Raw genomic sequence first — 26,641 nt, 5'->3', positions numbered from 1 at the left:
TTGGAGATCGAACAATGGCCGTATCCGGCATCATCACCGTCATGGAACGCGCCGCGCGCAAGGCCGGCACGAAACTGCGCCGCGACTTCGGCGAGATCGAGCATCTGCAGGTCTCGCAAAAGGGGCCGGCGGACTTCGTATCGAAGGCCGATCAGGCGGCCGAGCGTACGCTCTATGACGAGCTGACCCACGCGCGTCCGGGCTGGGGCTTCAAGATGGAAGAGGCGGGCGAGATCGAGGGCGATCCCGGCAAGCCGCGTTTCATCATCGACCCGCTCGACGGCACCTCGAACTTCCTCCACGCGATCCCGCATTTCGCGATTTCGATCGCGGTGCAGGAGCCCAAGCCCGGCGGCGGCTGGGGTGAGGTGACGGCGGCGCTCGTCTATCAGCCCGTCACCGACGAAAGCTATTGGGCCGAGCGCGGCCGCGGCGCGTGGCTGCATGATCGGCGCCTTCGCGTCGCGTCGCGCCGCCACCTCAACGAATGCCTGATCGCGACCGGCATCCCTTACATGGGTCACGGCAATATGGCGCAGTGGAGCCGCATTTTCGGTGCCGTCGCGCCCGAAGTCGCCGGCATCCGCCGCTTCGGCGCCGCCAGCCTCGACCTCGCATGGGTCGCGGCGGGCCGCTACGACGGTTTCTGGGAAAGCGACCTGCAGGTCTGGGACGTCGCGGCGGGCATGCTGCTCGTGCGCGAAGCGGGCGGCTTCGTCAGCGATTTCCGCGGCGGCGACCGTGCGATCGACCGCAGCGAGTTCATCGCCGGCAGCGCCGCGGTACATTCCAAGCTGCAGAAGCTGGTCGCGGGCGCGCTGCGCAACGCGTGACCGCGCACCGTTTCTTCATCGTCATGCCGGACTTGATCCGGCATTCCGCCTCTAAACGTTGAAAGAGCGGGATCCCGGATCAAGTCCGGGGTGACGAACGATGGTTCAAACTATTTCTCGAAAACATACGCCCGAAAACTGTCCATCAGCGATGCCCAGGTGTTGAAGGTTTCGCCGACATTCTCGCGCGGGATGCCCTGGAAATCGAGGTCGACGTCCATTTCGAGCACCGGATCGCCCGCGTCGTCCTTATAGGCGCGCGCGAAGCGCTTTTCCTTGTTCCACTGGTTGAGCCGGTCGAGCGTGACGTCCTTCGCGTCGCTGAAACCCATATAATATTGCAGCGTCTTGCACCGCTCGCCCGCGTCGCAGTTCATGAAGAGGACGAGGAATTTGAGGCCGCCCCGATTGCTCTCGATATAAGGGTCGTCGCCCTCCTTGGCGACGATCGTCGCGGGCCAGCCCTGCGACTCGACGATGGCCTTGATCGTCTCCGGATTCGCCGCGTTCACCAGTTCGGCATGCGCCGGAGTCGTCAGTAAAAGCGCGAGCGATGCGAAGGCAGTGGCGGCGCGAGCGGTGATTGGTCCCATGAAAGCTCCCTTTGTCGATCCTGCGTCTCTAAAAAGCGGCGCAGCAACCCTTTTTCGACGGCGTATCACAGCGATAGGGCCGCTCGCCAGCGCGCATTATGCTTTTGGTCACACGCGAAACGAAAATCCTGCCCGCGGTGCTTGCGACACGCGGCTTCGTGGCCTAAAGCGCCCCCCATAAACGGGTGCGCGACACCCCAAAACAACAGAACTGCGAGCTCCCATGGTCGATCTGACGCAATATTTGCCGATTCTGATCTTTCTGGTCATCGCCCTCGGCCTGTCCTCCGCCTTCGTGTTCCTTCCGATGGGCGTTGCGCGGTTGACCGGGGCGCACAAACCCGATCCGGCGAAGCTGACCGAATATGAATGCGGTTTTCCCGCTTTTGAAGATGCGCGCAGCCAGTTCGACGTGCGTTTCTACCTCGTCGCCATCCTTTTTATCATCTTCGACCTCGAAGCCGCCTTCCTCTTTCCCTGGGCGGTGAGCCTCGAGGAAATCGGCTGGGCCGGTTGGACGACGATGATGGTTTTCCTCGCCGAACTGACCCTCGGCCTTGTGTACGCGTGGAAAAAAGGCGCGTTGGATTGGGAATGAGCACTTCAAGCATCATCATGCCCGGCCAGATGCCGGTTGCCCCCGGTACGAACCCCGATCAGGGTTTCTTCGACGACCTCAATTCAGAGGTGGGCGACAAGGGCTTTCTCGTTACCTCGACCGAGGACCTGTTCAACTGGGCGCGTACCGGATCGCTCTGGTGGATGACCTTCGGGCTTGCGTGCTGCGCGGTCGAGATGATCCACGTCAACATGCCGCGTTACGACATGGAACGCTTCGGCGCGGCGCCGCGCGCGAGCCCGCGCCAGTCGGACGTGATGATCGTTGCGGGAACGCTCTGCAACAAGATGGCGCCCGCACTGCGCCGGGTGTACGACCAGATGTCGAACCCCAAATATGTGATCTCGATGGGCAGCTGCGCCAATGGCGGCGGCTATTATCACTATAGCTATTCGGTGGTGCGCGGTTGCGACCGGATCGTGCCGGTGGACATTTACGTTCCCGGGTGCCCGCCGACCGCCGAAGCCTTGCTCTATGGCGTGATGCAGTTGCAGCGGAAGATCCGCCGCGTCGGAACGATCGAACGCTGATGGCCCATCCCGCTCCTCTCGTCGCGCCGCAGCCTTCGCTCGCGGCTTCGCTGAAGACGGTGCTCGGCACCGACCTCGTCGCGCATGTGTTCACCGTCGATGAAGACAGCATCACGGTGACGCGCGAAGCCGTCGCCGGGGTGATGGTCGCGCTGCGCGACAATCTCGAATATCAGCAGCTGATGGAAATCGCCGGGGTCGACTATCCTGATCGGCCCGAGCGCTTCGAGGTCGTCTATCACTTGCTCAGCGTGACGAAGAACCATCGCCTGCGTGTGCGGGTGTCGACCGACGAGGCGACGCCGGTGCCGACGATCGTTCCCGTCTGGCCGAACGCCGGTTGGCTCGAGCGCGAAGTGTTCGACATGTATGGCGTGCTGTTCAGCGGCAACCCCGACCTGCGCCGCATCCTGACCGACTATGGTTTCCAGGGGCATCCGCAGCGCAAGGACTTTCCGCTGACCGGCTATACCGAGCTGCGCTATTCCGAAGAGGACAAGCGCGTCGTGTACGAACCCGTGCGGCTGGCGCAGGACTTCCGCAATTTCGACTTCCTGTCCCCGTGGGAAGGCGCCGACTATGTGTTGCCGGGCGATGAAAAGGCCGGCGGGACGGGCGAAGGCCCGGGCAAGGGCGCGCCGACGCCGATGACCGCGAAAGAGGTCAAGGCGGCCGACGAAAAGGCGAAGGCTTCGCCGCCGCCGACTCCGAAAACGACCGAAAACACGGCGCAGACCGGCGCGGGCGCGAAGACCAACGTCAAGGCCGCGAAGACGAGCCGCGACGGCGCAAAGGCGACCAAAGCCGCAAAGGCCAAGACGCCCGCGACCGAGAAAGCCGAAAAGGCGCCCGCCAAGCCGCGCGCGCCGCGCAAGCCCAAAACAGGAGGTGACGCATGACCGACTCTCCTCAGGTCAAGCACCACGGCAGCGACATGTTCGAAGGCTATCCGGTCGATACCGCCGATACCGCGGGCGATCAGGCCGTCACCAACTACACGATCAACTTCGGCCCGCAGCACCCCGCGGCGCACGGGGTTCTCCGCATGGTGATGGAGCTGGACGGCGAGATCATCGAGCGCGTCGATCCGCACGTCGGATTGCTCCATCGCGGCACCGAAAAGCTGATCGAATATAAGACCTATCTGCAGGCTTTGCCCTATTTCGACCGGCTCGACTATTGTTCGCCGCTTGGCATGGAGCACAGCTATGTCCTCGCGATCGAGAAATTGCTCGACCTCGAAGTCCCGGCGCGGGCGCAGTATCTGCGCGTGCTGTTCGCCGAGCTGACGCGCATCTGCAATCACATGCTCAACATCGGGTCGCACGTCATGGACGTCGGTGCGATGACGCCGAACCTGTGGGTGTTCGAGCTGCGCGAGGATTGCCTGAACTTCTTCGAGCGCGCTTCGGGTGCGCGGATGCACTCGGCCTATTTCCGTCCGGGCGGCGTCCATCAGGATGTGCCCGAACGTCTGCTCTACGACATCGGCGAATGGGTCGAAAAGCGCCTGCCGAAGCTCTTCGGCGACGCGATGAGCCTGGTGATCGACAACCGCATCTTCAAGCAGCGCAACGTCGACATCGCGACGGTGTCGAAGGAAGACGCGCTGGCGTGGGGCTTCTCGGGCCCGATGATCCGCGGCAGCGGCATCGCTTGGGATCTGCGCAAGTCGCAGCCCTATGACGCCTATGCCGCGATGGAATTCGACATTCCCGTCGGCACGCGCGGCGACTGCTACGACCGTTTCATGGTCCGCGTGCAGGAAGTCTATCAGTCGGCGAAGATCATCAAGCAGTGCCTGCGCGACATGCCCACCGGCCCGATCGCGAGCCTCGACCGCAAGGTCGTGCCGCCGAAGCGCGGCGAGATGAAGCAGTCGATGGAATCGCTGATCCATCACTTCAAGCTCTATACCGAGGGTTTCCACGTCCCGGCGGGCGAAGTTTATGTCGCGACCGAAAGCCCCAAGGGCGAATTCGGCGTGTATCTGGTCAGCGACGGCACCAACAAGCCGTACCGCTGCAAGATCCGTCCGACGGCGTTTTCGCACCTGCAGGCGATGGACATGATGTCGAAGGGCCACATGCTCGCCGACACAACTGCAATTATCGGCGCCATTGACGTCGTTTTCGGAGAGTGTGACCGCTAATGGCCGACGCACCGCAAATTCCAGATGAAGCCGAAGTCCGCGCGCGCTGGGGCGCTTTTGCGTGGACGGCGGAAAATGCCGAGAAGGCGAAGCAGGTCATCGCGCGCTACCCGGCGGGGCGCCAGCGTTCGGCGGTGATGCCCTTGCTCGACCTCGCGCAACGCCAGGTCGGCGCCGAGACGCAGACGCAGGGCTGGCTGCCCGTGCCGGTGATCGAATATGTCGCGGCCGCGCTCGATATGCCCTTCATCCGCGCCTATGAGGTCGCGACCTTCTACACCATGTACAATCTCGTCCCGGTCGGCCGCTATCATGTCCAGGTCTGCGGCACGACGCCGTGCCTGCTGCGCGGGTCGGACGATGTCATGGCCGCGTGCAAGAACCGCGGGATGACCAAGGGCAAGACCACGCCCGACGGGCTGTTCACGCTGACCGAGGTCGAGTGCATGGGTACCTGCACCAACGCGCCGATGGTCCAGATCAACGACGATAATTACGAAGACCTCGATTACGACAGCATGACGCGCATCCTCGACGACCTCGCCGCGGGCAAGACGCCCAAGGCGGGCACGCAGGTGCCGGGACGTCATACGAGCGAGCCCGAGGGCGGGCCGACGACGCTGAAGGAAATGGTCAAGGCCAATCATGACTATCGGAAGGATTGGTAATGGCGGTCTGGATCGCATTGGGCGCCGCCTTCATGGGGCTCGCCGTCGTGTTTTTTGCCACATATGCCGCGCGTCAGAGCGGCAAAGGGAAGGGTGAGTAACCATGCTCGCCGACAAGGATCGCATTTTTACCAATCTCTACGGTTTCCAACCGTGGAACCTGAAATCCGCGCAGGCGCGCGGCGATTGGGACAAGACCAAGGATCTGATGAGCCGCGGCCAGGACGCGATCATCGAGGAGATCAAGGCATCGGGCCTGCGCGGCCGCGGCGGCGCGGGCTTCCCTACAGGGCTCAAATGGTCGTTCATGCCGAAGGAGCCGCGCGCCGACCGCCCGAGCTTCCTCGTCATCAACGCCGACGAATCCGAACCCGGTTCGTGCAAGGACCGCGAAATCATCCGCCACGACCCGCACAAGCTGATCGAAGGCGCGCTGATCGCGGGCTATGCGATGCGGGCGCGTGCGGCATACATCTATATTCGCGGCGAGTTCATCCGCGAGGCCGAAACGCTCTTCGCGGCGGTGCAGGAGGCGTATGACGCCGGCCTGCTCGGCAAGAATGCGGCGAAGTCGGGTTACGACTTCGACGTCTTCGTCCACCGTGGCGCGGGCGCGTACATCTGCGGCGAAGAAACCGCGATGATCGAAAGCCTCGAGGGCAAGAAGGGCCAGCCGCGCCTCAAACCGCCGTTCCCGGCGGGCGCGGGCCTCTATGGCTGCCCGACGACGGTGAACAATGTCGAGAGCATCGCGGTCGTCCCGACGATCCTGCGGCGCGGTGCGACCTGGTTCGCGAGTTTCGGGCGCGAGAATAACAAGGGCACCAAGCTCTTCCAGATCAGCGGCCATGTCGAGCGCCCGTGCGTCGTCGAGGAAGAGATGGGTATCACCTTCCGCGAACTGATCGACAAGCATTGCGGCGGCATTCGCGGCGGCTGGGACAATCTGCTTGCGGTGATCCCCGGCGGATCGTCGGTTCCGCTCGTTCCCGCGGCCGAAATCATGGACGCGCCGATGGACTTCGACGGGCTGAAGGCCGTCGGATCGGGCCTCGGAACCGCCGCCGCGATCGTAATGGACAAGTCGACCGACGTCGTTCAGGCGATCAGCCGCATCAGCTATTTCTACAAGCATGAAAGCTGCGGCCAGTGCACGCCGTGCCGCGAAGGCACCGGCTGGATGTGGCGCGTGATGGAACGGCTGCGCACCGGCGACGCCGACATCAGCGAGATCGACACTTTGTTCGACGTGACCAAACAGGTCGAAGGCCACACGATCTGCGCATTGGGCGACGCCGCCGCGTGGCCGATCCAGGGCCTGATCAAGCATTTCCGCCCCGAAATCGAGCGTCGCATCCGCGAGAATGGCGGCGCGCTGGAGGCAGCCGAATAATGCCTAAAGTTACCGTAGATGGCGTAGAACTCGACGTCCCGCAGGGCGCGACCGTTCTGCAGGCGTGCGAGATGGCGGGGAAGGAAATCCCGCGCTTCTGCTATCACGAGCGCCTGTCGATCGCCGGCAATTGCCGCATGTGCCTCGTCGAGGTTGCGCCGGGCCCGCCGAAGCCGCAGGCGTCGTGCGCGCTGCCGGCCGCCGAGGGGCAGGTGATCAAGACCGACAGCCCGATGGTGAAGAAGGCGCGCGAAGGGGTGATGGAGTTCCTGCTCATCAACCACCCGCTCGACTGCCCGATCTGCGATCAGGGCGGCGAATGCGACTTGCAGGACCAGTCGGTCGCCTATGGCCGCGGCGCAACGCGCTATGACGAGAACAAGCGCGCGGTCACCGAGAAATATATGGGTCCGATCGTCAAGACGGTGATGACCCGCTGCATCCAGTGCACGCGCTGCGTCCGCTTTGCGGAGGAAGTCGCGGGCGTTGAGGATATCGGCGCGATCTATCGCGGCGAGAATATGCAGATCACGTCGTATCTGGAGCATGCAATCCAGAGCGAACTCAGCGGCAATGTCGTCGACCTCTGCCCCGTCGGCGCGCTGACCAGCAAGCCCTATGCGTTCGAGGCGCGACCGTGGGAGCTGACCAAGACGCTCGGCATCGACATGATGGACGCGGTCGGTACCAATGTCCGCATCGACAGCCGCGGGCGGCAGGTCCTGCGCGTGCTGCCGCGCATCAACGATGATGTGAACGAGGAATGGGCGAACGACAAGACGCGCCACCATGTCGACGGCCTGACCCGTCGCCGCCTCGATCAGCCCTATGTCCGCGTCAACGGCGCGCTCCAGCCCGCAAGCTGGGCCGACGCCTTCGCAGCGATCAAGGCGGTGAACGCGGGGTCGTCGGTCGCCGCGATCGCGGGCGACCTTGCCGATTGCGAAACGATGTTCGCCGCGAAATCGCTGGTGACCGCGCTCGGCGGCAACCTGCTCGAGGGGCGCCAGACCGGGCTCGACTATGACGTCACCAGCCTGTCGGCGGTCAATTTCAACACCGGCATTGCCGAGGCTGAGAATGCCGACGTGATCCTGCTGGTCGGCACGAACCTTCGCTGGGAAGCGCCGCTGATCAATACGCGCGTCCGCAAGGCGGTGTGGAAGAAGGGCGCGAAGGTCTTTGCGATCGGCCCTGAAACCGACCTCACCTACAAGACCGAATGGCTCGGTGACGACGCTTCGCTCGTGACCAAGCTGCCGAAGCATGTGACCGACGCGCTGAAGGGCGCCGAGCGGCCGATGCTCATCTTCGGCGGTGGCGCGCTGTCGGTCCCCGGCGTCCATGGTGCGGGCCTTGCGCTCGCCAAGTCGGTGAACGCGGTCAAGGATGGCTGGAACGGCTACAACGTCGTCCATTTCTCGGCCGCGCGCATGGGATCGCTGATGCTCGGCTACGGCCTGCCCGGCGGGATCAAGGATGTGATCGCGGCGAAACCGAAGCTCGCCTTCTTTCTCGGCGCCGACGAGGTCGATTTCGCGGCGCTGCCCGACACATTCAAAGTCTATGTCGGCCATCATGGCGACAAGGGCGCGCATGCCGCCGACGTCATCCTGCCCGCCGCCGCGTGGACCGAAAAGGACTTCACGACGGTCAACACCGAAGGCCGCGTCCAGCGTAGCGAGAAGGCGGTGTTCGCGCCGGGCGACGCGCGCGAGGATTGGAGCATTTTCCGCGCGCTGGCCGATGCGCTTGGCGTGAATGTCGGTTTCGACAGCTTCGACCAGTGCCGTGCGGCGATGGTCGCGGCGGTGCCTGCGCTCGGGACCGAAGGCCTCGCCGACTACGGCTGGACGGTGCCGAAGCTGCCCGCGAAGCCCGAGGCGCGCGCGATCCCGTCGCCGATCAAGGATTTCTACCTCACCAACGCCATCTGCCGCGCGTCGCCGACGATGCAGCGCTGCTCGGAAGAGCTGATCCATGGCGTCGATTTTGCGGAGGCCGCGGAATGACCCCGGTACATGCGATCGCCAGCGTGCTGCTGGCCGGGATGGGTTACGCCGTATGGCGCGGCTTCAACCCCAAGGGCAAGTCGGAGCGGCCCGGCCCGCATAACGGCTGGCGAAATCAGGACGGGGCCGGCAAATGACCGGGACCTTCATTTCCTGGGGTATGGACCCGAACTGGGCGTGGGGCGTCGCGACGATTTGCGGCATCCTGCTCATCGCTTTGCCGCTGATGCTCGCGGTTGCGATGATCATCTATGCCGACCGCAAGATCTGGGCGGCGATCGCGCTGCGCCGCGGTCCGAACGTCGTCGGTCCCTTCGGCCTGCTGCAAAGCTTCGCCGACGGCCTGAAGGTGTTCCTGCAGGAAACGATCATCCCGTCGGGCGCCAACCGGGGCCTGTTCCTGATCGCGCCGATCATAACCTTCACCGTCGCGCTGCTCGCGTGGGCGGTGATCCCGTTCAATTCGGGCGCGGTGCTCGCCGACATCAACGTCGGTTTGCTCTACATCCTCGCGATCTCGTCGCTCGGCGTCTATGGCGTGATCCTGTCGGGCTGGGCGTCGAACTCGAAATATCCCTTCTTCTCGGCGATGCGCGCCTCGGCGCAGATGATCAGCTACGAAGTCTCGATCGGTTTCATCCTGATCGGCGTCGTGCTCTTCGCCGACAGCTTCAACATGAACGAGATCGTCAAGGCGCAGCAGGGCCACGGGCTCGGCATCATCAACGCCTTCGGCTTTAACCTGCTGCTCTTCCCGCTCGCGGTGATGTTCCTGATCTCCTCGCTCGCCGAAACCGCGCGCGCGCCGTTCGATTTGACCGAAGCGGAATCTGAGCTCGTCGCGGGTTACCAGACCGAATATTCGTCGATGAGCTTCGCGCTCTTCTGGCTAGGCGAATATGCCAACGTGCTGCTCATGTGCACGCTCAACGCCGTGCTCTTCTGGGGCGGCTGGCTGCCCCCGATCGACTGGGCGCCGCTCTATGTCGTTCCCGGCATCGTCTGGCTGTTTATCAAGATCTTGATCTTCTTCTTCATCTTCAGCTGGGTCAAGGCGACCGTCCCACGCTACCGCTATGACCAGCTGATGCGGCTGGGCTGGAAGGTCTTCCTGCCGATCTCGCTTCTCTGGATCTTCCTGATCTCCGGCTATCTGATGCTGACGAGGTATTCATGAGTACCATTGCCCACCTCATCAAAAGCTTCACGCTGTGGGAGTTTGTGAAGGCGCACGCCCTCACATTCAAATATTTCTTCAAGCCGAAGGCGACGATCAACTATCCGTTCGAGAAGAACCCGCTGAGCCCGCGTTTCCGCGGCGAGCATGCGCTGCGCCGTTATCCGAACGGCGAGGAACGCTGCATCGCGTGCAAGCTGTGCGAAGCGGTGTGTCCGGCACAGGCGATCACGATCGAGGCGGAGCCGCGCGACGACGGATCCCGCCGCACGACGCGTTACGACATCGACATGACCAAGTGCATCTATTGCGGTTTCTGTCAGGAAGCGTGCCCGGTCGATGCGATCGTCGAGGGGCCGAACTTCGAATTCGCGACCGAAACGCGCGAAGAACTGCTCTATGACAAGGCCAAGCTGCTCGCCAATGGCGACAAATGGGAACGCGCGATCGCGGCGAATCTTGCCGCCGACGCGCCCTATCGATAAGGGCGCGCGCACATGATCCAACTCTTCGCCTTTTACCTGTTCGCGACCATCGTCATCGCCTCCGCAGCGATGGTGATCTTTGCGCGCAACCCGGTCCACAGCGTCATGTGGCTGATCCTCGCTTTCTTCAACGCGGCGGGACTGATGCTGCTCGCGGGAGCCGAATTCATCGCGATGCTGCTCGTCATCGTCTATGTCGGCGCGGTCGCGGTGCTGTTCCTGTTCGTCGTGATGATGCTCGACATCGATTTCGCCGAGCTTCGCGCCGGTTTCGTGCGCTATCTGCCGCTCGGCGCGCTCGTCGCGATCATCCTCGCGGCTGAACTGGTGTTCGCCGTCGGCGCGTGGAGCGCCGGCGGGGTCGATCTTGCGGCGCGCGCGGCGCCGGTCGTCACCGACAAGAGCAATATCCAGCAGATCGGCGAATTGCTCTACACGAAGTATATCTTCCTGTTCGAGGCGGCGGGCATCGTCCTTCTCGTCGCGATGATCGGCGCGATCGTGCTGACGCACCGCCAGCGTGGCGGCGTTCGCATCCAGAACATTTCGGCGCAGAATCGGCGCCGTCCCGAGGATGCGACGCGCCTCGTCGATCCGGGCGTCGGGCAGGGGATGGAATTGTGATTTCGGTCGGCCATTATCTCGCCGTTTCGGCGGTGCTCTTCACGCTTGGCGTGCTCGGCATCTTCATAAACCGCAAGAATATCATCGTCATCCTGATGGCGATCGAGCTCATCTTGCTGGCGGTGAACATCAACCTCGTCGCGTTCAGCGCGGCGCTGGGTGATCTCGTCGGGCAGGTCTTCTCGATGTTCGTGCTGACCGTCGCCGCGGGTGAGGCCGCGATCGGTCTTGCCATTCTCGTTATCTATTTCCGCGGCCGCGGCACCATTGCCGTCGACGATGCCAACCGGATGAAGGGGTAAGCCGGTGATCCAGGCGATCGTTTTCCTGCCGCTCTTGGCGGCGCTTGTCGCGGGCCTCGGCCAGCGCGTGATCGGCAATGTGCCGTCGAAAATCATCACGACGGGCGCGCTATTTACCAGCTGCGCCTTGAGCTGGCCGATCTTCCTGTCGTTTGTGACAGGCAGCGGCGAGGCGACGGTGACGCCGGTGCTGCACTGGGTTTCGTCGGGCGCGCTCCAGTTCAACTGGGAATTGCGCGTCGATACGCTGACCTCGGTGATGCTCGTCGTGATCACGACGGTGTCGGCGCTCGTCCACCTCTATAGCTGGGGCTATATGGAGGAAGACCCGGACCAGCCGCGCTTCTTCGCCTATCTCTCGCTCTTCACCTTCGCGATGCTGATGCTCGTGACCGCGAACAATCTGGTGCAGATGTTCTTTGGCTGGGAAGGCGTCGGTCTCGCATCCTATCTGCTCATCGGTTTCTGGTACAAGAAGCCGAGCGCCAACGCCGCGGCGATCAAGGCGTTCGTCGTGAACCGTGTCGGCGACCTTGGCTTCATGCTCGGCATCTTCGGCACCTTCCTCGTCTTCGGTACCGTCTCGATCCCCGAAATCCTCGCCGCGGCGCCGGGCATGGCGGGCAGCACCATCACCTTCATGGGCATGCGTCTCGACACGATGACGATCCTCTGCCTGCTGCTCTTCATAGGCGCGATGGGCAAATCGGCGCAGCTTGGCCTCCACACCTGGCTTCCCGACGCGATGGAAGGCCCGACCCCGGTGTCGGCGCTGATTCACGCCGCGACGATGGTCACCGCGGGCGTGTTCATGGTGTGCCGCCTGTCGCCGATGTTCGAAACGAGCGAAGTCGCATTGGGCGTCGTGACCTTCGTCGGCGCCGCGACCTGCCTGTTCGCCGCGACGGTCGGCACGACGCAGTGGGACATCAAGCGCGTCATCGCCTATTCGACCTGTTCGCAGCTCGGCTATATGTTCTTTGCCGCGGGCGTCGGCGCCTATGGCGCGGCGATGTTCCACCTGTTCACACACGCCTTTTTCAAGGCGCTGCTGTTCCTCGGTGCCGGTTCGGTGATCCATGCGATGCACCATGAGCAGGACATGCGCTATTATGGCGGCCTCAGAAAGCATATCCCGCTCACCTTCTGGGCGATGATGATGGGCACGCTGGCGATCACCGGCGTCGGTATCGCGGGCGTCGCGGGCTTTGCGGGCTTCCACTCGAAGGATGGCATCCTCGAGGCCGCCTTCGCTGCCGGTGGCGGCGGCGTGATCGCTTTCTGGGTCGGCATCTTTGCCGCGCTGCTCACGAGCTTCTATTCGTGGCGCCTCGTCTTCCTGACCTTCTACGGCAAGCCGCGCTGGGACGAGAGCGAGCATATCCAGCACGCCGTTCACGGCGAGCATGAAGATCCCTCCGAAGATCATTCGGCCGACGATCATGCCCATGCGCATCACCATCATGATACGCACGGCGACGGCACGGCGGGCTATCACCCGCACGAAAGCCCGGTCAGCATGCTTATCCCGCTGGTCGTGCTGTCGATCGGTGCGGTGTTCGCGGGCCTCGTCTTCGCGCACCCCTTCATCTATCCCGAGGAAGGTCTTGCCTTCTGGAAGGGCAGCATCGCGTTCGACGAGCATTTGATGCACGCCGCGCACGAGGTTCCGACCTGGGTGAAGTGGACGCCGTTCACGGTGATGGCGATCGGCCTGTTCCTCGCTTGGAACAGCTATATCCGCAACACCAGCCTGCCGGCGCGCTTCGTGGCGCAGTTCAAGCTGCTCCACCAGTTCCTGTACAACAAATGGTATTTCGACGAGCTCTACAACGTCCTCTTCGTGAAGCCCGCCTTCTGGATCGGCCGCTTCTTCTGGAAGAAAGGTGACGAAGGCACCATCGACCGCTTCGGTCCCGATGGCGTCGCAGCGCTCGTCCAAGGGGGGACCCGTCTCGCGGTCCGGCTGCAATCGGGTTATGTTTATGGATATGCGTTTGTGATGCTGCTTGGTCTTGTCGGCCTCGCCAGCTGGGCCATGGTGAATTTCCTGTGAGCGGGCTTCCTATCCTGTCGCTGATGCTGGCGATCCCCGCGATCGCCGCCATCCTCTGCCTCTACGCAGGCGACCGCAACGCGCGCGTCATCGCGCTCGCCGCGACCTTGATCGATTTTGCGCTGGGAATCGTGCTCTGGGCGAATTTCGACATCGGCGGCGCGCAGTGGCAGTTCACCGAGCGCGCCGACCTGTTCGGGCGTTTCCAGTGGGCGCTCGGCATCGACGGTATGGCGCTGATGCTGATCATGCTCAGCGTCTTCCTGATGCCGCTCTGCATCCTTGCGAGCTGGGATGCGATCAAGCAACGCGTCGGGCTCTACATGGCGATGTTCCTGATCATGGAAACCATCATGATCGGCGTTTTCATGGCGCAGGACCTGCTGCTCTTTTACATTTTCTTCGAAGCCGGGCTGATCCCGATGTATTTCATCATCGGCATCTGGGGCGGCGCGAACCGCAAATATGCGGCGTTCAAATTCTTCCTCTACACGCTCCTCGGATCGGTGCTGATGCTGATCGCGATGATCGCGATGATCATGGAAGCGGGAACGACCGACATCCCGACGCTGCTGAACTACGACTTCCCGGCTGCGATGCAGACCTGGCTGTGGCTCGCCTTCTTCGCCAGCCTTGCGGTCAAGATGCCGATGTGGCCCGTCCACACCTGGCTTCCCGACGCGCATGTGCAGGCACCGACCGCGGGGTCGATGATCCTCGCGGGCGTGCTGCTGAAGCTCGGCGCCTATGGCTTCATCCGCTTCATGATGCCGATGTTCCCCGATGCATCGGCGCAGCTGATGTGGGTCGTCTTCGGCCTGTCGATGATCGCGGTGGTCTACACCAGCCTCGTCGCGCTGGCGCAGAACGACATGAAGAAGCTGATCGCTTACTCGTCGGTCGCGCATATGGCGATCGTCACCGCGGGTCTCTTCGCCTTCAATCAGCAGGGGATCGAGGGCGCGCTGATCATCATGCTCAGCCATGGCGTCGTCTCCGCCGCGCTCTTCTTCTGCGTCGGCGTGATCTATGACCGGCTCCACACGCGCGAGATCGACCGCTACGGCGGGCTTGCGATCAATATGCCGGCCTATGCGCTCTTCTTCATGCTGTTCACCATGGCGTCGATCGGCCTGCCGGGCACCAGCGGCTTTGTCGGCGAGTTCCTGAGCCTGCTTGGAATCTACGAAGCGTCGAGCGTCGTCGCCTTTGTCTGCACCACCGGCATCATCCTCGGCGCCGCGTATATGCTCTATCTCTATCGCCGCGTCGTGTTCGGCGAACTCACCAAGGACGATGTGAAGGCGATGCCCGACCTCAACCCCCGCGAATGGGCGATCATGGCCCCGCTCGCCGCCGTGGCGCTGTGGATGGGCGTCTATCCCGAAAGCTTCCTCGCGCCGATGCGCGGCGACGTGACGACGGTCGTCGCGCGCCTGGCCCCGGCGAAGCCCGCCGGCGACGCGCACCTTGCCGCCGGCAAGCCGAAGCCGGCTGCCGCGCACGGTGAAGCCGCCCACGGCTCCGCCCATGCGGGAGGCGTCCAATGACCGCCGATCTTGCGCTCATCTGGCCCGAACTGATCTTGACGATCGGCGGGCTCGTCACGCTGATGCTCGGCACCTTCCTCGGCGACAGGCAGGTCGGCATTTACCAGCTGAGCGCGCTGCTCACGCTTGCCGCCGCGTCGGCCGCGGTCGTGGCGCTGTTCGGGGTCGAGGCGACGGTCTTTTCGGGCACGCTCTCGGTAGACAGCTTCGGCGGCTTCGCCAAACTGCTGATCTATGCCGCGAGCTTCGTCTGCATCGTCGTGGCGCCGCGTTTCTTCTGTAGCGGAATGCGCGCCGAATATCCGACTTTGATCCTGTTTGCTGCGCTCGGCATGGGCATCATGGCCTCGTCGCGCGACCTGATGACGCTCTACGTCGGCCTCGAACTCAACAGCCTTGCCGCCTATGTGCTGGCGAGCTTCATGCGCACCGACGAACGGTCGAGCGAAGCGGGACTCAAATATTTCGTCCTCGGCGCGCTGGCGTCGGGCATGCTGCTCTACGGCATTTCTTTGCTCTACGGCTTTTCGGGCACCACCGATTTTGCGGGTATCGCGGCCGCGATGGGCGGCGAGCTCAATATCGGGCTCATCTTCGGCATCGTCTTCGTGCTCGCCGGGCTCGGCTTCAAGATCAGCGCGGTGCCGTTCCACATGTGGACGCCCGACGTCTATGAAGGCGCACCGACGCCGGTAACGACCTTCTTCGCCACCGCACCGAAAGTCGCGGCGATGGCGCTGATGACGCGCGTCGTGATCGACGCGATGGGGCCCGCGGTCGGCGCCTGGCAGCAGATCGTCATCTTCCTAGCGCTCGCGTCGATCATCCTCGGCGCGGTCGGCGCGATCGGGCAGAAGAATATCAAGCGTCTGCTTGCCTATTCGTCGATCAACAATGTGGGCTTCATGCTCATCGGCCTCGCTGCGGGAACACAACAGGGGGTCGAAGGCGTGCTGACCTATCTGCTCGTCTATATGCTGACGACGCTTGGCGCCTTCCTCGTCGTGCTCCAGCTGCGCGACGCCGACGGCAATCAGGTCGAAAGCATTCCGGCGCTCGCCGGCCTGTCGCAGCGCCGCCCCGGGCTCGCCGCGGCGATGGCGGTGTTTCTGTTCAGCCTTGCAGGCATCCCGCCGCTGTTCGGTTTCTGGCCGAAATATCTCGTGTTCGAAGCCGCAGTGAATGCGAACCTCGTGCCGCTGGCGGTTGCGGGTATCGTGGCTTCGGTGATCGGTGCCTTCTATTATATCGCGATCATCAAGACGATGTACTTCGACGACAAGTCCGACACCGAATTTCCGAAGGGCGGCGGCGCGATCGTCGAGGATGCTGTGATCACCGCGAGCGCGCTGTGGCTGTCGGTTATCGGCTATCTCTTCATTCCCGTGCTGGCGGTCCTTTCGGCCAGCGCAGCGGCGGTATTGTTCTGATACCGCCGATCGAGCGGATCGCGCAGACAGGTTCGACCAATGCCGACCTGCTGGCGCGGCTGGCAGGCGGCGAGCATGTCGGCGAAGGCCATTGGCTGGTCGCCGACCGCCAGACCGCCGGACGCGGCCGGCTGGGTCGGGCGTGGAATGACGGGCTGGGCAATTTCATGGGCTCGACCGTCGTTCGGCTGACCGCCGCCGATCCGTCGCCCGCGACGCTGGCGCTCGTGGTCGCGGTCGCGCTGGCAAAGGTGGTGACCATCTTCGCGCCGTCGATTCCCGTGCAGCTCAAATGGCCGAACGATCTGCTCGTCGATGGCGCGAAATGTTCGGGAATCCTGCTCGAACGCAGCGGCGATGCGGTCGTGGTGGGGGTTGGGGTCAATCTTGCCTCGGCGCCCCAACTGCCTGACCGCGCGACCTTCTCCTTCGCCGGAGCCGGCATCGCGATCGACCGCGACCGCTTTGCCGAGGCGCTGGCCGTCGCGATGGTCGATGCGCTGTGGATCTGGCGGCAGGAAGGCGTCGAAAGCATCGTGCGCGCCTGGCAGCCCCTCGGCCACCCGGTCGGGACGCCGCTTCGCGTATCCGAACAGGGCATCGACGGGATTTTCGATGGGCTGGCATCCGACGGGGCGCTGCGCTTGCGCCGCGAAGATGGACAGGTCATGCTGATCCACGCGGGCGACGTCGAACTGCAACGACCCGTCAAGGGAGGGAATTGACCGTGCTTCTGGCGATCGACGTCGGCAACACCAACGCCAAATTCGCGCTGTTTCGCGGCACCGAACTCCTCGCGCGCTGGCGGATCGCGACCGACGACCGGCGGACGGCCGACGAATATATGGTGTGGCTCGACCAACTCATGCGCATCGAGGGGCACGACCGTGCCGAGGTGGACGCCGTCATCATTTCGACCGTCGTGCCGCGCGCGCTCCATAACCTCCAGCTGCTCGCGCATAAATATTTCGGGGTCGATGCGCTCGTCGCGGGGCGCGATCCGGTGAGCTGGGGCATCGCGCTCAGGGTCGACGAGCCGCAATCGGTGGGCGCCGACCGCGCGGTCAACGCGATCTCGGCGCAGGCGGTCGAACCCGGCAAGGACAAGCTGGTCATCAGCTTCGGCACCGCGACGACGCTCGACCATATCGGCCCCGACGGCGCCTATCTCGGCGGCATCATTGCGCCCGGCGTCAATCTGTCGCTCGAGGCACTCGTCGCGGCGGCGGCGAAACTGCCGCGTATCGCGATCGAGGCGCCGGCGACGGACAGCGTTATCGGGCGGACCACCGAAAGCCAGATGCTGATCGGCGTCTATTGGGGCTATGTCGCAATGATGGAAGGGCTCATCGCGCGCATGAAGACCGAGGTCGGCAAGCCGCTCACCGTCGTAGCGACGGGCGGTCTCGCGACGCTTTTCCAGGAACAGGCACACCTGTTCGATCGTATCGAGCCCGATCTGACGCTGAACGGGCTGATGCACCTTTATCATCAACGGAAGCCAACAATATGACGACTCCGGGCAAGGAGCTGCTTTTTCTCGCGCTGGGCGGATCGGGCGAGATCGGCATGAACGCCAATCTCTATGGTTGCGACGGCAAATGGATCATGGCCGATCTGGGCGTGACCTTCGGCAGCCACGATTATCCCGGCATCGACATCGTCATGCCCGACCTCGAGTTCATCGAGGACCGCAAGAAGGATCTGCTCGGTATCATACTGACGCACGGGCACGAGGATCATATCGGCGCGATCCCCTATCTCGCCGCCGAGCTTGGCGTGCCGCTTTATGCCAACCGCTTCACCGCGGGGCTGATCGCGCACAAGCTCGCCGAGGAGGGGCTGGAAAATGAAGTCGAGATCAAGGTGGTCGACATCGACGACAATTTCCGGATCGGCCCCTTCGGCATCCGCCTCGTCCCGCTCGCGCACTCGATTCTCGAAATGAGCGCTGTGGTGATCGACACGCCTTACGGCCGTGTCTTCCACACTGGCGACTGGAAGCTCGACGAGGAACCGATCCTCGGCGTACCGGCGACGGCGGCGACGCTGACCGCCATCGGTGACGAAGGCATCGACGTGCTCGTCTGCGATTCGACAAATGCGTTCAACGCCGAAGCGTCGGGCAGCGAAGGGGCGCTTCGCGAAGGATTGGAGCAAGCGGTCGGCGCGGCGAAGGGGAGAGTGGTCGTCACCACCTTTGCATCGAACGCCGCACGGCTCGCGACGCTGGGCGAAGTCGCGAAGGCCACCGGGCGCAGCCTGTGCGTCGCGGGGCGTTCGCTCGACCGCATCCTCGGCGTCGCGCGTTCGGTCGGCTATTTGAAGGATTTCCCGCCTACGGTCGATTTCGACGAGGCGATGCGCCTGCCGCGCGACAAGGTGATGGTGATCGCGACGGGAGGCCAGGGTGAACCGCGCGCCGCGCTCGCGCGCATGGCGGCCGACATCCACCAGATCAAGCTCGAAGCGGGCGACACGGTCGTCTTCTCGTCGAAGCAGATTCCCGGCAACGAGGTCGCGATCGGGCGGATCATGAACCAGCTTGCGGCAAAAGACGTGCTGACAGTGACCGAGAAGCAGGCGCATATCCATGTCAGCGGCCATCCGGGCCAGCCCGAGCTCGCCGCGCTCTACGGTTGGCTTCGGCCGAAGCTTGTCGTGCCGGTGCATGGCGAGATTCGTCATATGCACGAACAGGCGCGCTTCGCACTTGAAAAGGGCGTGCCGCACGCGCTGGTGCAGGAGAATGGCGATCTGGTGAAATTGGCGCCGGGTAACGCGAAGATCGTCGAGCGCGTGCGTGCGGGGCGGCTGATCCTCGACGGCGACGTTATCCTGCCCGCCGACGGCGATACGATCAACGAGCGGCGCAAGCTGTCGCTCAACGGCCATATCACGGTCGCGGTGATTTTTTCTGGCAAACGTTTCGTCCAAAGCGCGATCAGCTATCGCGGCGTGCCGGTCGAGGACGAGCGCGAGGGCTTTATCGATGAGATGCGCGAAGCCGCCGAGCAGGCTGCTACGGGACCCGCACGCGAAGAAGACAAGCTGCGCGAGGCGATCCGGCTGGGCGTTCGCCGCGTCGCAACCGACTGGACGGGCAAGAAGCCTGTCGTCGATGTGATGCTCGTCGACGTTTGAGGATAGGTCGATGAAATGGACGTCCGCACTCGCGATCTTCACGCTATTCTGGGTGTTCAGCGCCTTTTTCGTGCTGCCTTTTCACGGGCGACGGGTGAGCGACGACGATGAGCTGCTGGTGCCTGGACAAGACCGCGGTGCTCCCGCGCGTTTTCGTCCGGGGCGCGTCATGCTGCAGATGACTGTCGCCGCAGGGGTTGCCTTTGTGCTCTATTATATCGCCTATGTGAACGGCTGGGCCGACCCGGACGTGCTGACCGGAAGAGCCTGATTCTGGCGGATCGCGCCGGGCTTGGTCGTCTGTTTTGGGGTGGAGAGCGGAGCCCCTTTAACCTTCGCCCCCGCGAAGGCGGGAGCCGCCAGCGGGCTTACTCTTAGGCGCTGCGTAAACCGACGGCGGCCCCCGCCTTCGCGGGGGTGACGGCTAGTTCCGGCCGAATACGGCCGTTCTTCGCGCGATCAGTTCCGCAGCCGGTCGATCGCCTGCGCCAATGCGACATAGAGCTTGCCGATATCGGACGACAGCAAGGTCACACTGATCGCCGATCCGTCGCGCGCGCCGATCAGCAGGCGCAGCATCGCCTCGAAATCGTGGATGAACTGGTTCACCGACGCGTGGAAAGCGTCATCATTCTGATAGATGCGCAGGATTTCCTTGGCTTCGCTATTCTCGACCAGCTTGACCGCGCGGCGCGCAAAGACGCCGCGGTCGCCCTTGAGATAGGCATCCCAGGCGGTGTCGCTGACTTCGCTCGACAAAATTTTGGTGAGGTCGATCGCGGTCGACTTCAGCGCCTCAGTCAAAAGACCGGCCTGCTTGGCGAGCGAATCGCGATCGGACGCGGCGATCGCCTGTTCGGCCTCGTTCACGCGCTGCTCGACACTCGCGCTCGTGTCCATGATCGTGATCAGCTGGCGCATCAGCCGGTCGGCGGCGCCGTTGGCCGCGGCGACCGCGCGCGCCGAAGCTTCCTCGACCGCGTTCAATTGCGCCATCACTTCATTCTGGAACGCCGCATCGATCGCGCCGGTCGCGGTCGCCTGCATCGCATCGCGCGCGCCCGACACGAGCTTTTCGAGCGTCAGCCGCGCTTCGTCGGCGGCCGAATCGGCGGTGGTGCGGACCTCGGCCAGCGTCGCGATCATCCGCGCGCCGCCCTGTTCGGAAAAGTCGTCGGCGCCTTCGCGCAGCTTCGCGAGCGCGGCTTCGGCCTCCGCCAGCGCCCCGTTGATCCGGTCGGCCAGCTCCTGCTGGCTGGCCGCGTGACCCGCCATCTGCTCCTCATTCGCCTTGAGCGTCGTCTGGACGGCGTTGACGTGCGACACCGTCGATTGCGCCACGAGTTCCGAGGCGTCGAGCAGCGGGCGCAATTTCGACAAGGCCGACTGCGTCGTTTGGCCGTGCGCGGTTATGCGGTCGAGCGCATGCGGCAGCGTCTCGTCGAGCTCGCGCGTCACCGCGTCGAGCGCGAGAAGCAGCGATTCGGCATGGCCGATGAGTTGGTGCGCCGACGCGTTGCCGCTCTGCACTTCCTGTATGAAGGCGCCCAGCTGCGCCTTGGTGTCGTCGATTGCGCGGCCGATGACGCCGGTGCTCGCGGTGACGCTGACGTCGAGTATTTCGAGCTGTCCACCGACGTCGGCGACATGCGCGGTGATGCGCGCAGCGAGCGCGTCGCTGGCGTCGGCATGCGCGACAAGCTGCGTACCCATCGCATCGCTCGCCTCGCGCGCCGCCGCGAGCCGGGCGTCCATTTGCGCGGCAGCGGCATCGACGCCGTCGCGAAACTGTTGCCAGCTCCGGTCGATCTCGCGGGTCATTTCGGCGACGGTCGAGGTCATCTCGCCGCGCGCCGAAACGGCCAGGCTCGTCATCTGGGCGAGCGCGGCGCCATGCGCGTCGGCGACCTGCGCCGAGGCGGCGAGGAGGTCGGACTCGGTTTCCTTTGCCTGTCCCTGCAGCGCGACGATCGCCTCGAGAATGCTCGCGGTCGCGGTGTCGCTCGTTTGCGCGGTCCTGGCGGCTTCCTCGCCCAGCGCGGCGAGCCGCGCCTCGAGAGTGGCGCCCTGTTGATGCGCGACGAGCCCCGCCTCGCGGAAGTTGACCGCCAACCGCTGCGCGACGTCGTCGATCCGCGGCAGGCCCGCGAGCAGCCCGTCCATCCGCTGCATCGCGACGTCGCCCGAGCGGGCGAGCTGGTCGTGGGCGTTGGCGATCACCGAGGCGTTGCTCGCGAGCTTGTCGCTGCTTTCGGTGAGGCGCGAGACGGTATCGAGGCCGAGCTGCTGGACGAGCTTCGCCTGTTCGCCGAGCTGCTTTTGCGCGTCGGCGAGGTGGAGGCCGAGCGCGTGCATCGACTGGTTGAGGGCCATATTCTCTTCGCGTAGCGCCTCCGCGACGCGAGCGAAGCGCCCCTGTTCGGACCGGCTCGATCGCAGCAGGATCATCCACAGCACCGCGAGCAGGGTCAGCGGCATCGCGATCGTTGCGATCAGCAGCGGCCAGCCGGCAAGCCCGGGCGCGCGCGCGAAGCCTTCGGTCGCCGCCGCGAGCGCGAAACCCGTCCAGCCGATCGCGAGAAGGACGAGCAGGGCCGGAATGGTTCGATCGCGCCATGCCGGCGGCGGCGCATCTTCGGCGTCTTCGGCATCGTTCAGCGAGGACATATCGAGCCAATCCGGTTCGGCGAGCGTCGCCGCTTCGGGCGCGGCCAAGGTTTCGGGCGCCGTCGCTTCCGCCGGCGCCGCGCTGTCCACTTCCTGATCTGCCGCGGAATCCCGCCACAATCCGACGATTTTCTTTTCCCCTGTCATCCCGCCATCTTAGCATCAAATAGCCGCCATGAAACGGAAACTTAACCACGAGCTGCCAAAGCTGTGGAATGTCGTTCGACAGTGGTCCCCTCGATCGTTACCTGAATTCCGCGTTCGGCGACGATCCGGCGACGGCGATGGACCTGCGCGGCGCCTTCACCGGCAGCGCGCGCGACCTGGCCGACCTGATGCGCCGCGCGCGTTGCGATGCGAACTGGGAAATGGCGGCACTCCGCCTGAAAGGGCTCGCCGCAACGTTCGGCATCGTTCCGCTGATCGAACTTGCCGAAGTGGCGATGGCGGGCGCGCCCGGTGATCCCGCCATATTACGCCAGATCAAGCGGGCTATCGACGAGATCGCCTGACCGCGCCCGATGCGCGGACCGATGAAGCGGGTTCAATTCCCGTTCAGCCGCTTTCCTCCAGTGAAATATCGATGTCCGCTGTCTTGTCATGGCAACGCGACGCGGTTAGCCGCGTTATCGACGCGCGGCCGAGCCTGCGCGCGCCTGATTTGCGCGTGCGGGCGATGGTAGCCGAATTCAAAGGAGAGATTTCGATGTTTAACCGTTTTCGCTCGATGTCCGCAACGGCGATGGCTGCCGTGCTGGGCTGCGCGCTGATGGCGACTGCGGCGCCGGCTTCCGCTCAGAAGAAGGAAAAGCCGAAGAAGGGCGAGGAAGCCAAGGGCGAGGGCCTGTCGGCGAGCAAGGGGTTCGCGCCCGCGCTCAAGAAGATGACCGACGCGACGACGGCGAAGGATACTGCGGCGCTCCAGGCCGCGCTGACCGAGGGGCAGGGCACCGCCACCACGCCCGACGACAAATATCTCACCGCTTTCTATCAGCTCCAGCTCGGGATTCTGAACAAGGATCAGACGATCCAGGCGCAGGCGCTCGACACGATGCTTGATTCGGGCCGTACTCCGCCCGAGAATCTGGCGGTCTACAACTTCTTCTCGGGCAACTTCGCCTATGGTGCGAAGGATTATCCGAAAGCGATCAAGCGCCTCGAGGCCGCGAAGGCCGCGGGGTCGACCGAGCCCAATGTGCCGGTCCTCCTGATGGACAGCTATCTCAACGCCGGGCAGGTCGAGCAGGGGCTCGCGACGGCAAAGGCCGCGATCGAAGCGAGCCGGGCCGCAGGGCAACGGCCCTCCGACGAACTCTATGTCCGCCCGATCAAGGCTTTGCAGGCGGCCAAGCGCAACAATGAGGTGCTCGACCTCATGACGTTGCGCCTGCGCGACTACAACCAGCCGACGGTCTGGCGCCAGACGCTGTTCATCGCGCTGCAGTCGAACCAGGACAAGGAAATCGGGCTCGACATCTTTCGCCTGATGCGCGCCACCGGGGCGATGCAGGAGCGTCCGGAATATGCGGAATATGCCGCACTCGCGACCGAAGCCGCGCTGCCGGGCGAGGTCGTCGCGCTGATCAAGGCCGGCAAGCAGAGCAATGTGATCCCCGCCAGCGACGCGAAGTTCAACGAACTTCTGAAGAGCCAGACCGAGCGTATGGGCGACGAGGAATCGACGCTCACCGCCTATGCCCAAAAGCCGTCGACGCTGTCGAACCCCAAGGTCGCCGGCGCGACGGGTGACGCGATGGTCGGTTACGGCCGCCACGCCGACGCCATCCCGCTCTACAAGGCGGCACTGGCCGCCGGCGGCGACAAGGACCTCTGGACCTATCGCCTGGGTGTCGCGCAGGCGCAGTCGGGCGACACCGCCGGCGCGAAGGCCAGCTTTGCGCAGGTGACCGGACCGCGCAAGCGGCTTGCCGAATTGTGGACGGTGAAGATAGACACGCCCGCAGCGGCTCCGGCTGCGCCTGCGGCGACGCCCGCCACGGGCAACTGAACCGGCGGTCAATGAACAACGGGCGCCGCTCCGGACCGGAGCGGCGCCCGTTTTCATACCCGCGGGATCAGGATTCGACGGGAATGCCCGCGAGCTGCTTGGCCGTGCGAATCGTCAGCGATGTCTTAACGCTCGTGACGTTCGGCGCCGACGTCAGGTGCGCGGTGAGGAACGACTGGAAGCTCTGCAGATCGCGCGCGACGACCTTGAGCAGGAAGTCGATTTCGCCGTTCAACATATAGCATTCGCGCACTTCGGCGAGGCCCCCGACATAATCCTCGAAGGCCTTCAGGTCGGATTCGGCCTGGCTGCGCAGGCTGACCATCGCAAAGACGGTGATGCCATAGCCGAGCTTCGCGGCGTCGAGGTCGGCGTGATAGGAACGGATCACGCCCGACTCCTCAAGCGCCCGAACGCGGCGGAGGCAGGGCGGTGCCGTCAGGCCCACCATTTGTGCCAGTTCGACATTCGTCATCCGTCCGTTTTTCTGCAGTTCGCCCAATATCTGCAAATCAATCTGATCGAATTTCTGACTAGCCATCGTTGAAACATCCGCTTTCCAAAATTGCGATGACCATAATATTATTTCAGGCGATTGCAATTGTCCCACAATGCGACGCGGAAGGTTAAGACACTTTCATGACCGGAGGATTCACGCTAGCCGGTAAACATATGCTAACCAACGACCGATGGTGTGGGGCTGACTTCGCGTGACCGCTGACTCGATGATTGCCACCATCTTGCGCCAGGCGCCGGCGGATCGCCGCGCGAGTATCACCGCGTGGCGGCAACTCTCCGATATTCTGGCTCAGCGCGGCAATCAACTGGGCGATGACGATATTCGCCGCAGCCTGCACGCGCTCGCCGTATTGCGGCCACGGGTCCCCGAATCCGTCCGCCGCGATTGCGCGCGCGCGCTCGCGCCCCACGGCCGCTTCGCACCGCTCGTTGCGCTCTATGCCAACGATGTTCCGGCGGTATCAGCGATCATGTTGCGCGAGGTGCGGCTGTCCGAAGCTGACTGGCTTGCGCTGCTGCCCGCGACGAGCGCGATGGCGCGGTCGGTGCTCGCCGGGCGCCGCGACCTGCCGGAAAGCGTCACGCGCGCCCTGGCCAGCCTCGGCAGCGCCTCGGTAGCATTGCCGCAGCCCGCGAGCGTTGCGGTCGAAGAGCCGGTCCCGGTTCCGCCGATCGCGCCGGCTGCGGACGAATCCGTCGCGGATGGTGGCCCCAGCCAGATCAGCGAGCTTGTCCGCCGGATCGACAAATATCAGTCGACCCGTGGCCAGCCGGCCGCCACGCCGCGGCCGCCGCGCGCCGCCTTCCTGTTCGAAACCGGGCCCGATGGCGTGATTCACTGGGTCGACGGGGTGACACGCGGCGCGGTGATCGGGCTGTCGATCGCCGAGGCGGCGTTCGGCGGTGAGCCAGGCACCGACGGCGTCGCCGCCGGCGCCTTTCGCCAGCGGGCGGAAATCATCAACGCACGCATGCTGCTGGAGGGGACGCCTGCCGAGGCCGGCGAATGGCGCTTTTCGGCGCTGCCCTGGTTCGACCCAGCGACAGGGCAGTTTCGCGGCTATCGTGCTAGCGCACGGCGTCCGCATCGCAATGAAACCCCATACAGTCCCGCTGCCGCCGAGGATTCGGGCGATTCGATCCGCCAGCTGATCCACGAACTTCGCAGCCCGCTCAACGCGATTTCGGGTTTCGCCCAGATCATTTCGGGCCAGATGTTCGGGCCGGTGAGCCATGGCTATCGCGCGATGGCCGACGCGATCGTCGCCGACGCCGCATCGGTGCAGTCGATCATCGACGACCTCGAAACCGCGGCGCGCAGTGAAGCCGTACCCTTGGTGCAACCGGTCGAAGAGGTGGTCGACATCGGCGCGATCGTGACGCAGATCGAACGCGACCTTGCTGCACTGCTGGCGGACCAGCGCGTCGACCTCAGCATCTCGCGCGTCGGCGGCCCCTTTCTCGGGCTCGTCGGCGACGCCAATGTGCGGCGTATGGTCGGTCGATTGCTCACCGCGCTCGTCGATGTGTCCGAACCGGGTGCGATTCTGGTGGGGCAACTCGTCACCGAGTCGCGGCATGACGACATGCTCCAGCTGCGCGTGGTCCGCCCTGCGGCGATCCGTTTCGCGACGGCGGCGGACCTGCTCGATCCGGGCTTCAGCCCCGAGGGTGAAGCGCCCGGGGCAGCGGTGCTCAGCCTCGGCTTCTCGCTCCGTCTTGTCGACAGCCTCGCCCGCGCGATCGGCGGACGGCTCGATATAGGGCATAACGCCTTGACCTTGCACCTGCCCTCGGCCAACTCGAAGGCCGAGGTCGAGCTGGAGGCGCAGCAGGGCGAATAGGCCTGCGGGCCGGAGGCTGGCAAAGGGGGGCGTGG

Annotated in this window: 26 protein-coding genes; 23 read left to right on the top strand and 3 right to left on the bottom strand. The window is 64.2% G+C overall.

Annotated features, from left to right (window positions below; translation table 11 throughout):
- The first annotated feature begins 14 nt into the window (after window positions 1-14).
- On the top strand, window positions 15-833 hold the full coding sequence (locus E5675_RS12005; RefSeq protein ID WP_037553877.1) for an inositol monophosphatase family protein: 819 nt from the start codon (window positions 15-17) through the stop codon (window positions 831-833).
- A 110-nt stretch (window positions 834-943) separates the two neighbouring features.
- Here E5675_RS12005 and E5675_RS12000 read toward each other — a convergent pair whose 3' ends face one another.
- Window positions 944-1,426 (bottom strand): YbjN domain-containing protein, encoded by a 483-nt coding sequence (locus E5675_RS12000; RefSeq protein ID WP_136174722.1) that lies wholly within the window; start codon window positions 1,424-1,426, stop codon window positions 944-946.
- Between the two features lie 223 nt (window positions 1,427-1,649).
- On the opposite strand from E5675_RS12000, the gene E5675_RS11995 reads away from it, so the two are divergent.
- From E5675_RS11995 to E5675_RS11910, 19 genes are all read left to right on the top strand, one after another.
- Entirely contained in the window at window positions 1,650-2,024 is a 375-nt protein-coding gene (locus E5675_RS11995; RefSeq protein ID WP_136174721.1) for an NADH-quinone oxidoreductase subunit A, read from the top strand.
- Between the two features lie 17 nt (window positions 2,025-2,041).
- Window positions 2,042-2,575 (top strand): NADH-quinone oxidoreductase subunit B, encoded by a 534-nt coding sequence (locus tag E5675_RS11990; RefSeq protein WP_136176451.1) that lies wholly within the window; start codon window positions 2,042-2,044, stop codon window positions 2,573-2,575.
- Complete coding sequence (locus E5675_RS11985; RefSeq protein ID WP_136174720.1) at window positions 2,575-3,474, top strand: NADH-quinone oxidoreductase subunit C; 900 nt, start codon at window positions 2,575-2,577, stop codon at window positions 3,472-3,474. Before E5675_RS11990 ends, E5675_RS11985 begins: the two co-directional genes overlap by 1 nt.
- Window positions 3,475-3,509: 35 nt before the next feature.
- On the top strand, window positions 3,510-4,727 hold the full coding sequence (locus E5675_RS11980) for an NADH-quinone oxidoreductase subunit D (RefSeq protein WP_210727671.1): 1,218 nt from the start codon (window positions 3,510-3,512) through the stop codon (window positions 4,725-4,727).
- Window positions 4,727-5,395, top strand: coding sequence for an NAD(P)H-dependent oxidoreductase subunit E (locus E5675_RS11975; RefSeq protein ID WP_136174718.1), 669 nt, complete (start codon window positions 4,727-4,729; stop codon window positions 5,393-5,395). Before E5675_RS11980 ends, E5675_RS11975 begins: the two co-directional genes overlap by 1 nt.
- Window positions 5,396-5,498: 103 nt before the next feature.
- Window positions 5,499-6,788: an NADH-quinone oxidoreductase subunit NuoF gene (gene nuoF / locus E5675_RS11970; protein WP_136174717.1), complete on the top strand. Its 1,290-nt coding sequence runs from the start codon at window positions 5,499-5,501 to the stop codon at window positions 6,786-6,788.
- The gene (gene nuoG, locus E5675_RS11965) at window positions 6,788-8,800 is read left to right on the top strand and encodes an NADH-quinone oxidoreductase subunit NuoG (protein WP_136174716.1); all 2,013 of its coding nucleotides are present in this window, start codon (window positions 6,788-6,790) and stop codon (window positions 8,798-8,800) included. Before nuoF ends, nuoG begins: the two co-directional genes overlap by 1 nt.
- On the top strand, window positions 8,797-8,937 hold the full coding sequence (locus E5675_RS21495; RefSeq protein WP_168707853.1) for a hypothetical protein: 141 nt from the start codon (window positions 8,797-8,799) through the stop codon (window positions 8,935-8,937). Before nuoG ends, E5675_RS21495 begins: the two co-directional genes overlap by 4 nt.
- Window positions 8,934-9,977, top strand: a complete 1,044-nt coding sequence (nuoH, locus tag E5675_RS11960; RefSeq protein WP_136174715.1) for an NADH-quinone oxidoreductase subunit NuoH — start codon at window positions 8,934-8,936, stop codon at window positions 9,975-9,977. The genes E5675_RS21495 and nuoH overlap by 4 nt, the downstream gene beginning before the upstream one ends.
- A complete protein-coding gene (nuoI, locus tag E5675_RS11955; RefSeq protein ID WP_136174714.1) occupies window positions 9,974-10,462 on the top strand; it encodes an NADH-quinone oxidoreductase subunit NuoI in 489 nt (162 codons plus the stop codon). The genes nuoH and nuoI overlap by 4 nt, the downstream gene beginning before the upstream one ends.
- Before the next feature lie 12 nt (window positions 10,463-10,474).
- Window positions 10,475-11,086 (top strand): NADH-quinone oxidoreductase subunit J, encoded by a 612-nt coding sequence (locus E5675_RS11950; RefSeq protein ID WP_136174713.1) that lies wholly within the window; start codon window positions 10,475-10,477, stop codon window positions 11,084-11,086.
- Window positions 11,083-11,388, top strand: coding sequence for an NADH-quinone oxidoreductase subunit NuoK (gene nuoK, locus E5675_RS11945; RefSeq protein WP_003051614.1), 306 nt, complete (start codon window positions 11,083-11,085; stop codon window positions 11,386-11,388). Before E5675_RS11950 ends, nuoK begins: the two co-directional genes overlap by 4 nt.
- A 4-nt stretch (window positions 11,389-11,392) precedes the next feature.
- Entirely contained in the window at window positions 11,393-13,444 is a 2,052-nt protein-coding gene (gene nuoL / locus E5675_RS11940; protein WP_136174712.1) for an NADH-quinone oxidoreductase subunit L, read from the top strand.
- Entirely contained in the window at window positions 13,441-14,994 is a 1,554-nt protein-coding gene (locus E5675_RS11935; RefSeq protein WP_136174711.1) for an NADH-quinone oxidoreductase subunit M, read from the top strand. Before nuoL ends, E5675_RS11935 begins: the two co-directional genes overlap by 4 nt.
- Window positions 14,991-16,424, top strand: a complete 1,434-nt coding sequence (gene nuoN, locus E5675_RS11930; RefSeq protein WP_136174710.1) for an NADH-quinone oxidoreductase subunit NuoN — start codon at window positions 14,991-14,993, stop codon at window positions 16,422-16,424. Before E5675_RS11935 ends, nuoN begins: the two co-directional genes overlap by 4 nt.
- Entirely contained in the window at window positions 16,346-17,149 is an 804-nt protein-coding gene (locus tag E5675_RS11925; protein WP_136174709.1) for a biotin--[acetyl-CoA-carboxylase] ligase, read from the top strand. The genes nuoN and E5675_RS11925 overlap by 79 nt, the downstream gene beginning before the upstream one ends.
- Window positions 17,150-17,151: 2 nt before the next feature.
- On the top strand, window positions 17,152-17,937 hold the full coding sequence (locus E5675_RS11920) for a type III pantothenate kinase (protein ID WP_136176450.1): 786 nt from the start codon (window positions 17,152-17,154) through the stop codon (window positions 17,935-17,937).
- Window positions 17,934-19,568 (top strand): ribonuclease J, encoded by a 1,635-nt coding sequence (locus tag E5675_RS11915; protein ID WP_136174708.1) that lies wholly within the window; start codon window positions 17,934-17,936, stop codon window positions 19,566-19,568. Before E5675_RS11920 ends, E5675_RS11915 begins: the two co-directional genes overlap by 4 nt.
- A 10-nt stretch (window positions 19,569-19,578) precedes the next feature.
- The gene (locus E5675_RS11910) at window positions 19,579-19,839 is read left to right on the top strand and encodes a DUF1467 family protein (RefSeq protein WP_136174707.1); all 261 of its coding nucleotides are present in this window, start codon (window positions 19,579-19,581) and stop codon (window positions 19,837-19,839) included.
- Between the two features lie 188 nt (window positions 19,840-20,027).
- On the opposite strand, the gene E5675_RS11905 is transcribed toward E5675_RS11910, so the two are convergent.
- Window positions 20,028-22,382, bottom strand: coding sequence for a hypothetical protein (locus E5675_RS11905; RefSeq protein WP_136174706.1), 2,355 nt, complete (start codon window positions 22,380-22,382; stop codon window positions 20,028-20,030).
- Between the two features lie 68 nt (window positions 22,383-22,450).
- Here E5675_RS11905 and E5675_RS11900 point away from each other — a divergent pair, with 68 nt between their 5' ends.
- Window positions 22,451-22,747, top strand: coding sequence for an Hpt domain-containing protein (locus E5675_RS11900; RefSeq protein ID WP_136174705.1), 297 nt, complete (start codon window positions 22,451-22,453; stop codon window positions 22,745-22,747).
- A 194-nt stretch (window positions 22,748-22,941) separates the two neighbouring features.
- Entirely contained in the window at window positions 22,942-24,243 is a 1,302-nt protein-coding gene (locus E5675_RS11895; RefSeq protein ID WP_136174704.1) for a tetratricopeptide repeat protein, read from the top strand.
- 67 nt (window positions 24,244-24,310) lie between these two features.
- On the opposite strand, the gene E5675_RS11890 is transcribed toward E5675_RS11895, so the two are convergent.
- Window positions 24,311-24,784: an Lrp/AsnC family transcriptional regulator gene (locus E5675_RS11890; protein WP_037558177.1), complete on the bottom strand. Its 474-nt coding sequence runs from the start codon at window positions 24,782-24,784 to the stop codon at window positions 24,311-24,313.
- Between the two features lie 169 nt (window positions 24,785-24,953).
- Between E5675_RS11890 and E5675_RS11885 the strand changes: the two genes are divergently transcribed.
- The gene (locus E5675_RS11885; RefSeq protein WP_247594591.1) at window positions 24,954-26,606 is read left to right on the top strand and encodes a HAMP domain-containing sensor histidine kinase; all 1,653 of its coding nucleotides are present in this window, start codon (window positions 24,954-24,956) and stop codon (window positions 26,604-26,606) included.
- The last annotated feature ends 35 nt before the right edge of the window (window positions 26,607-26,641 follow it).

The organism is Sphingopyxis sp. PAMC25046 (genome assembly GCF_004795895.1).
Lineage (GTDB): Bacteria > Pseudomonadota > Alphaproteobacteria > Sphingomonadales > Sphingomonadaceae > Sphingopyxis.
Note: the sequence above shows the minus strand (reverse complement) of the source record. Positions and strands in the feature narration are given on the sequence as shown.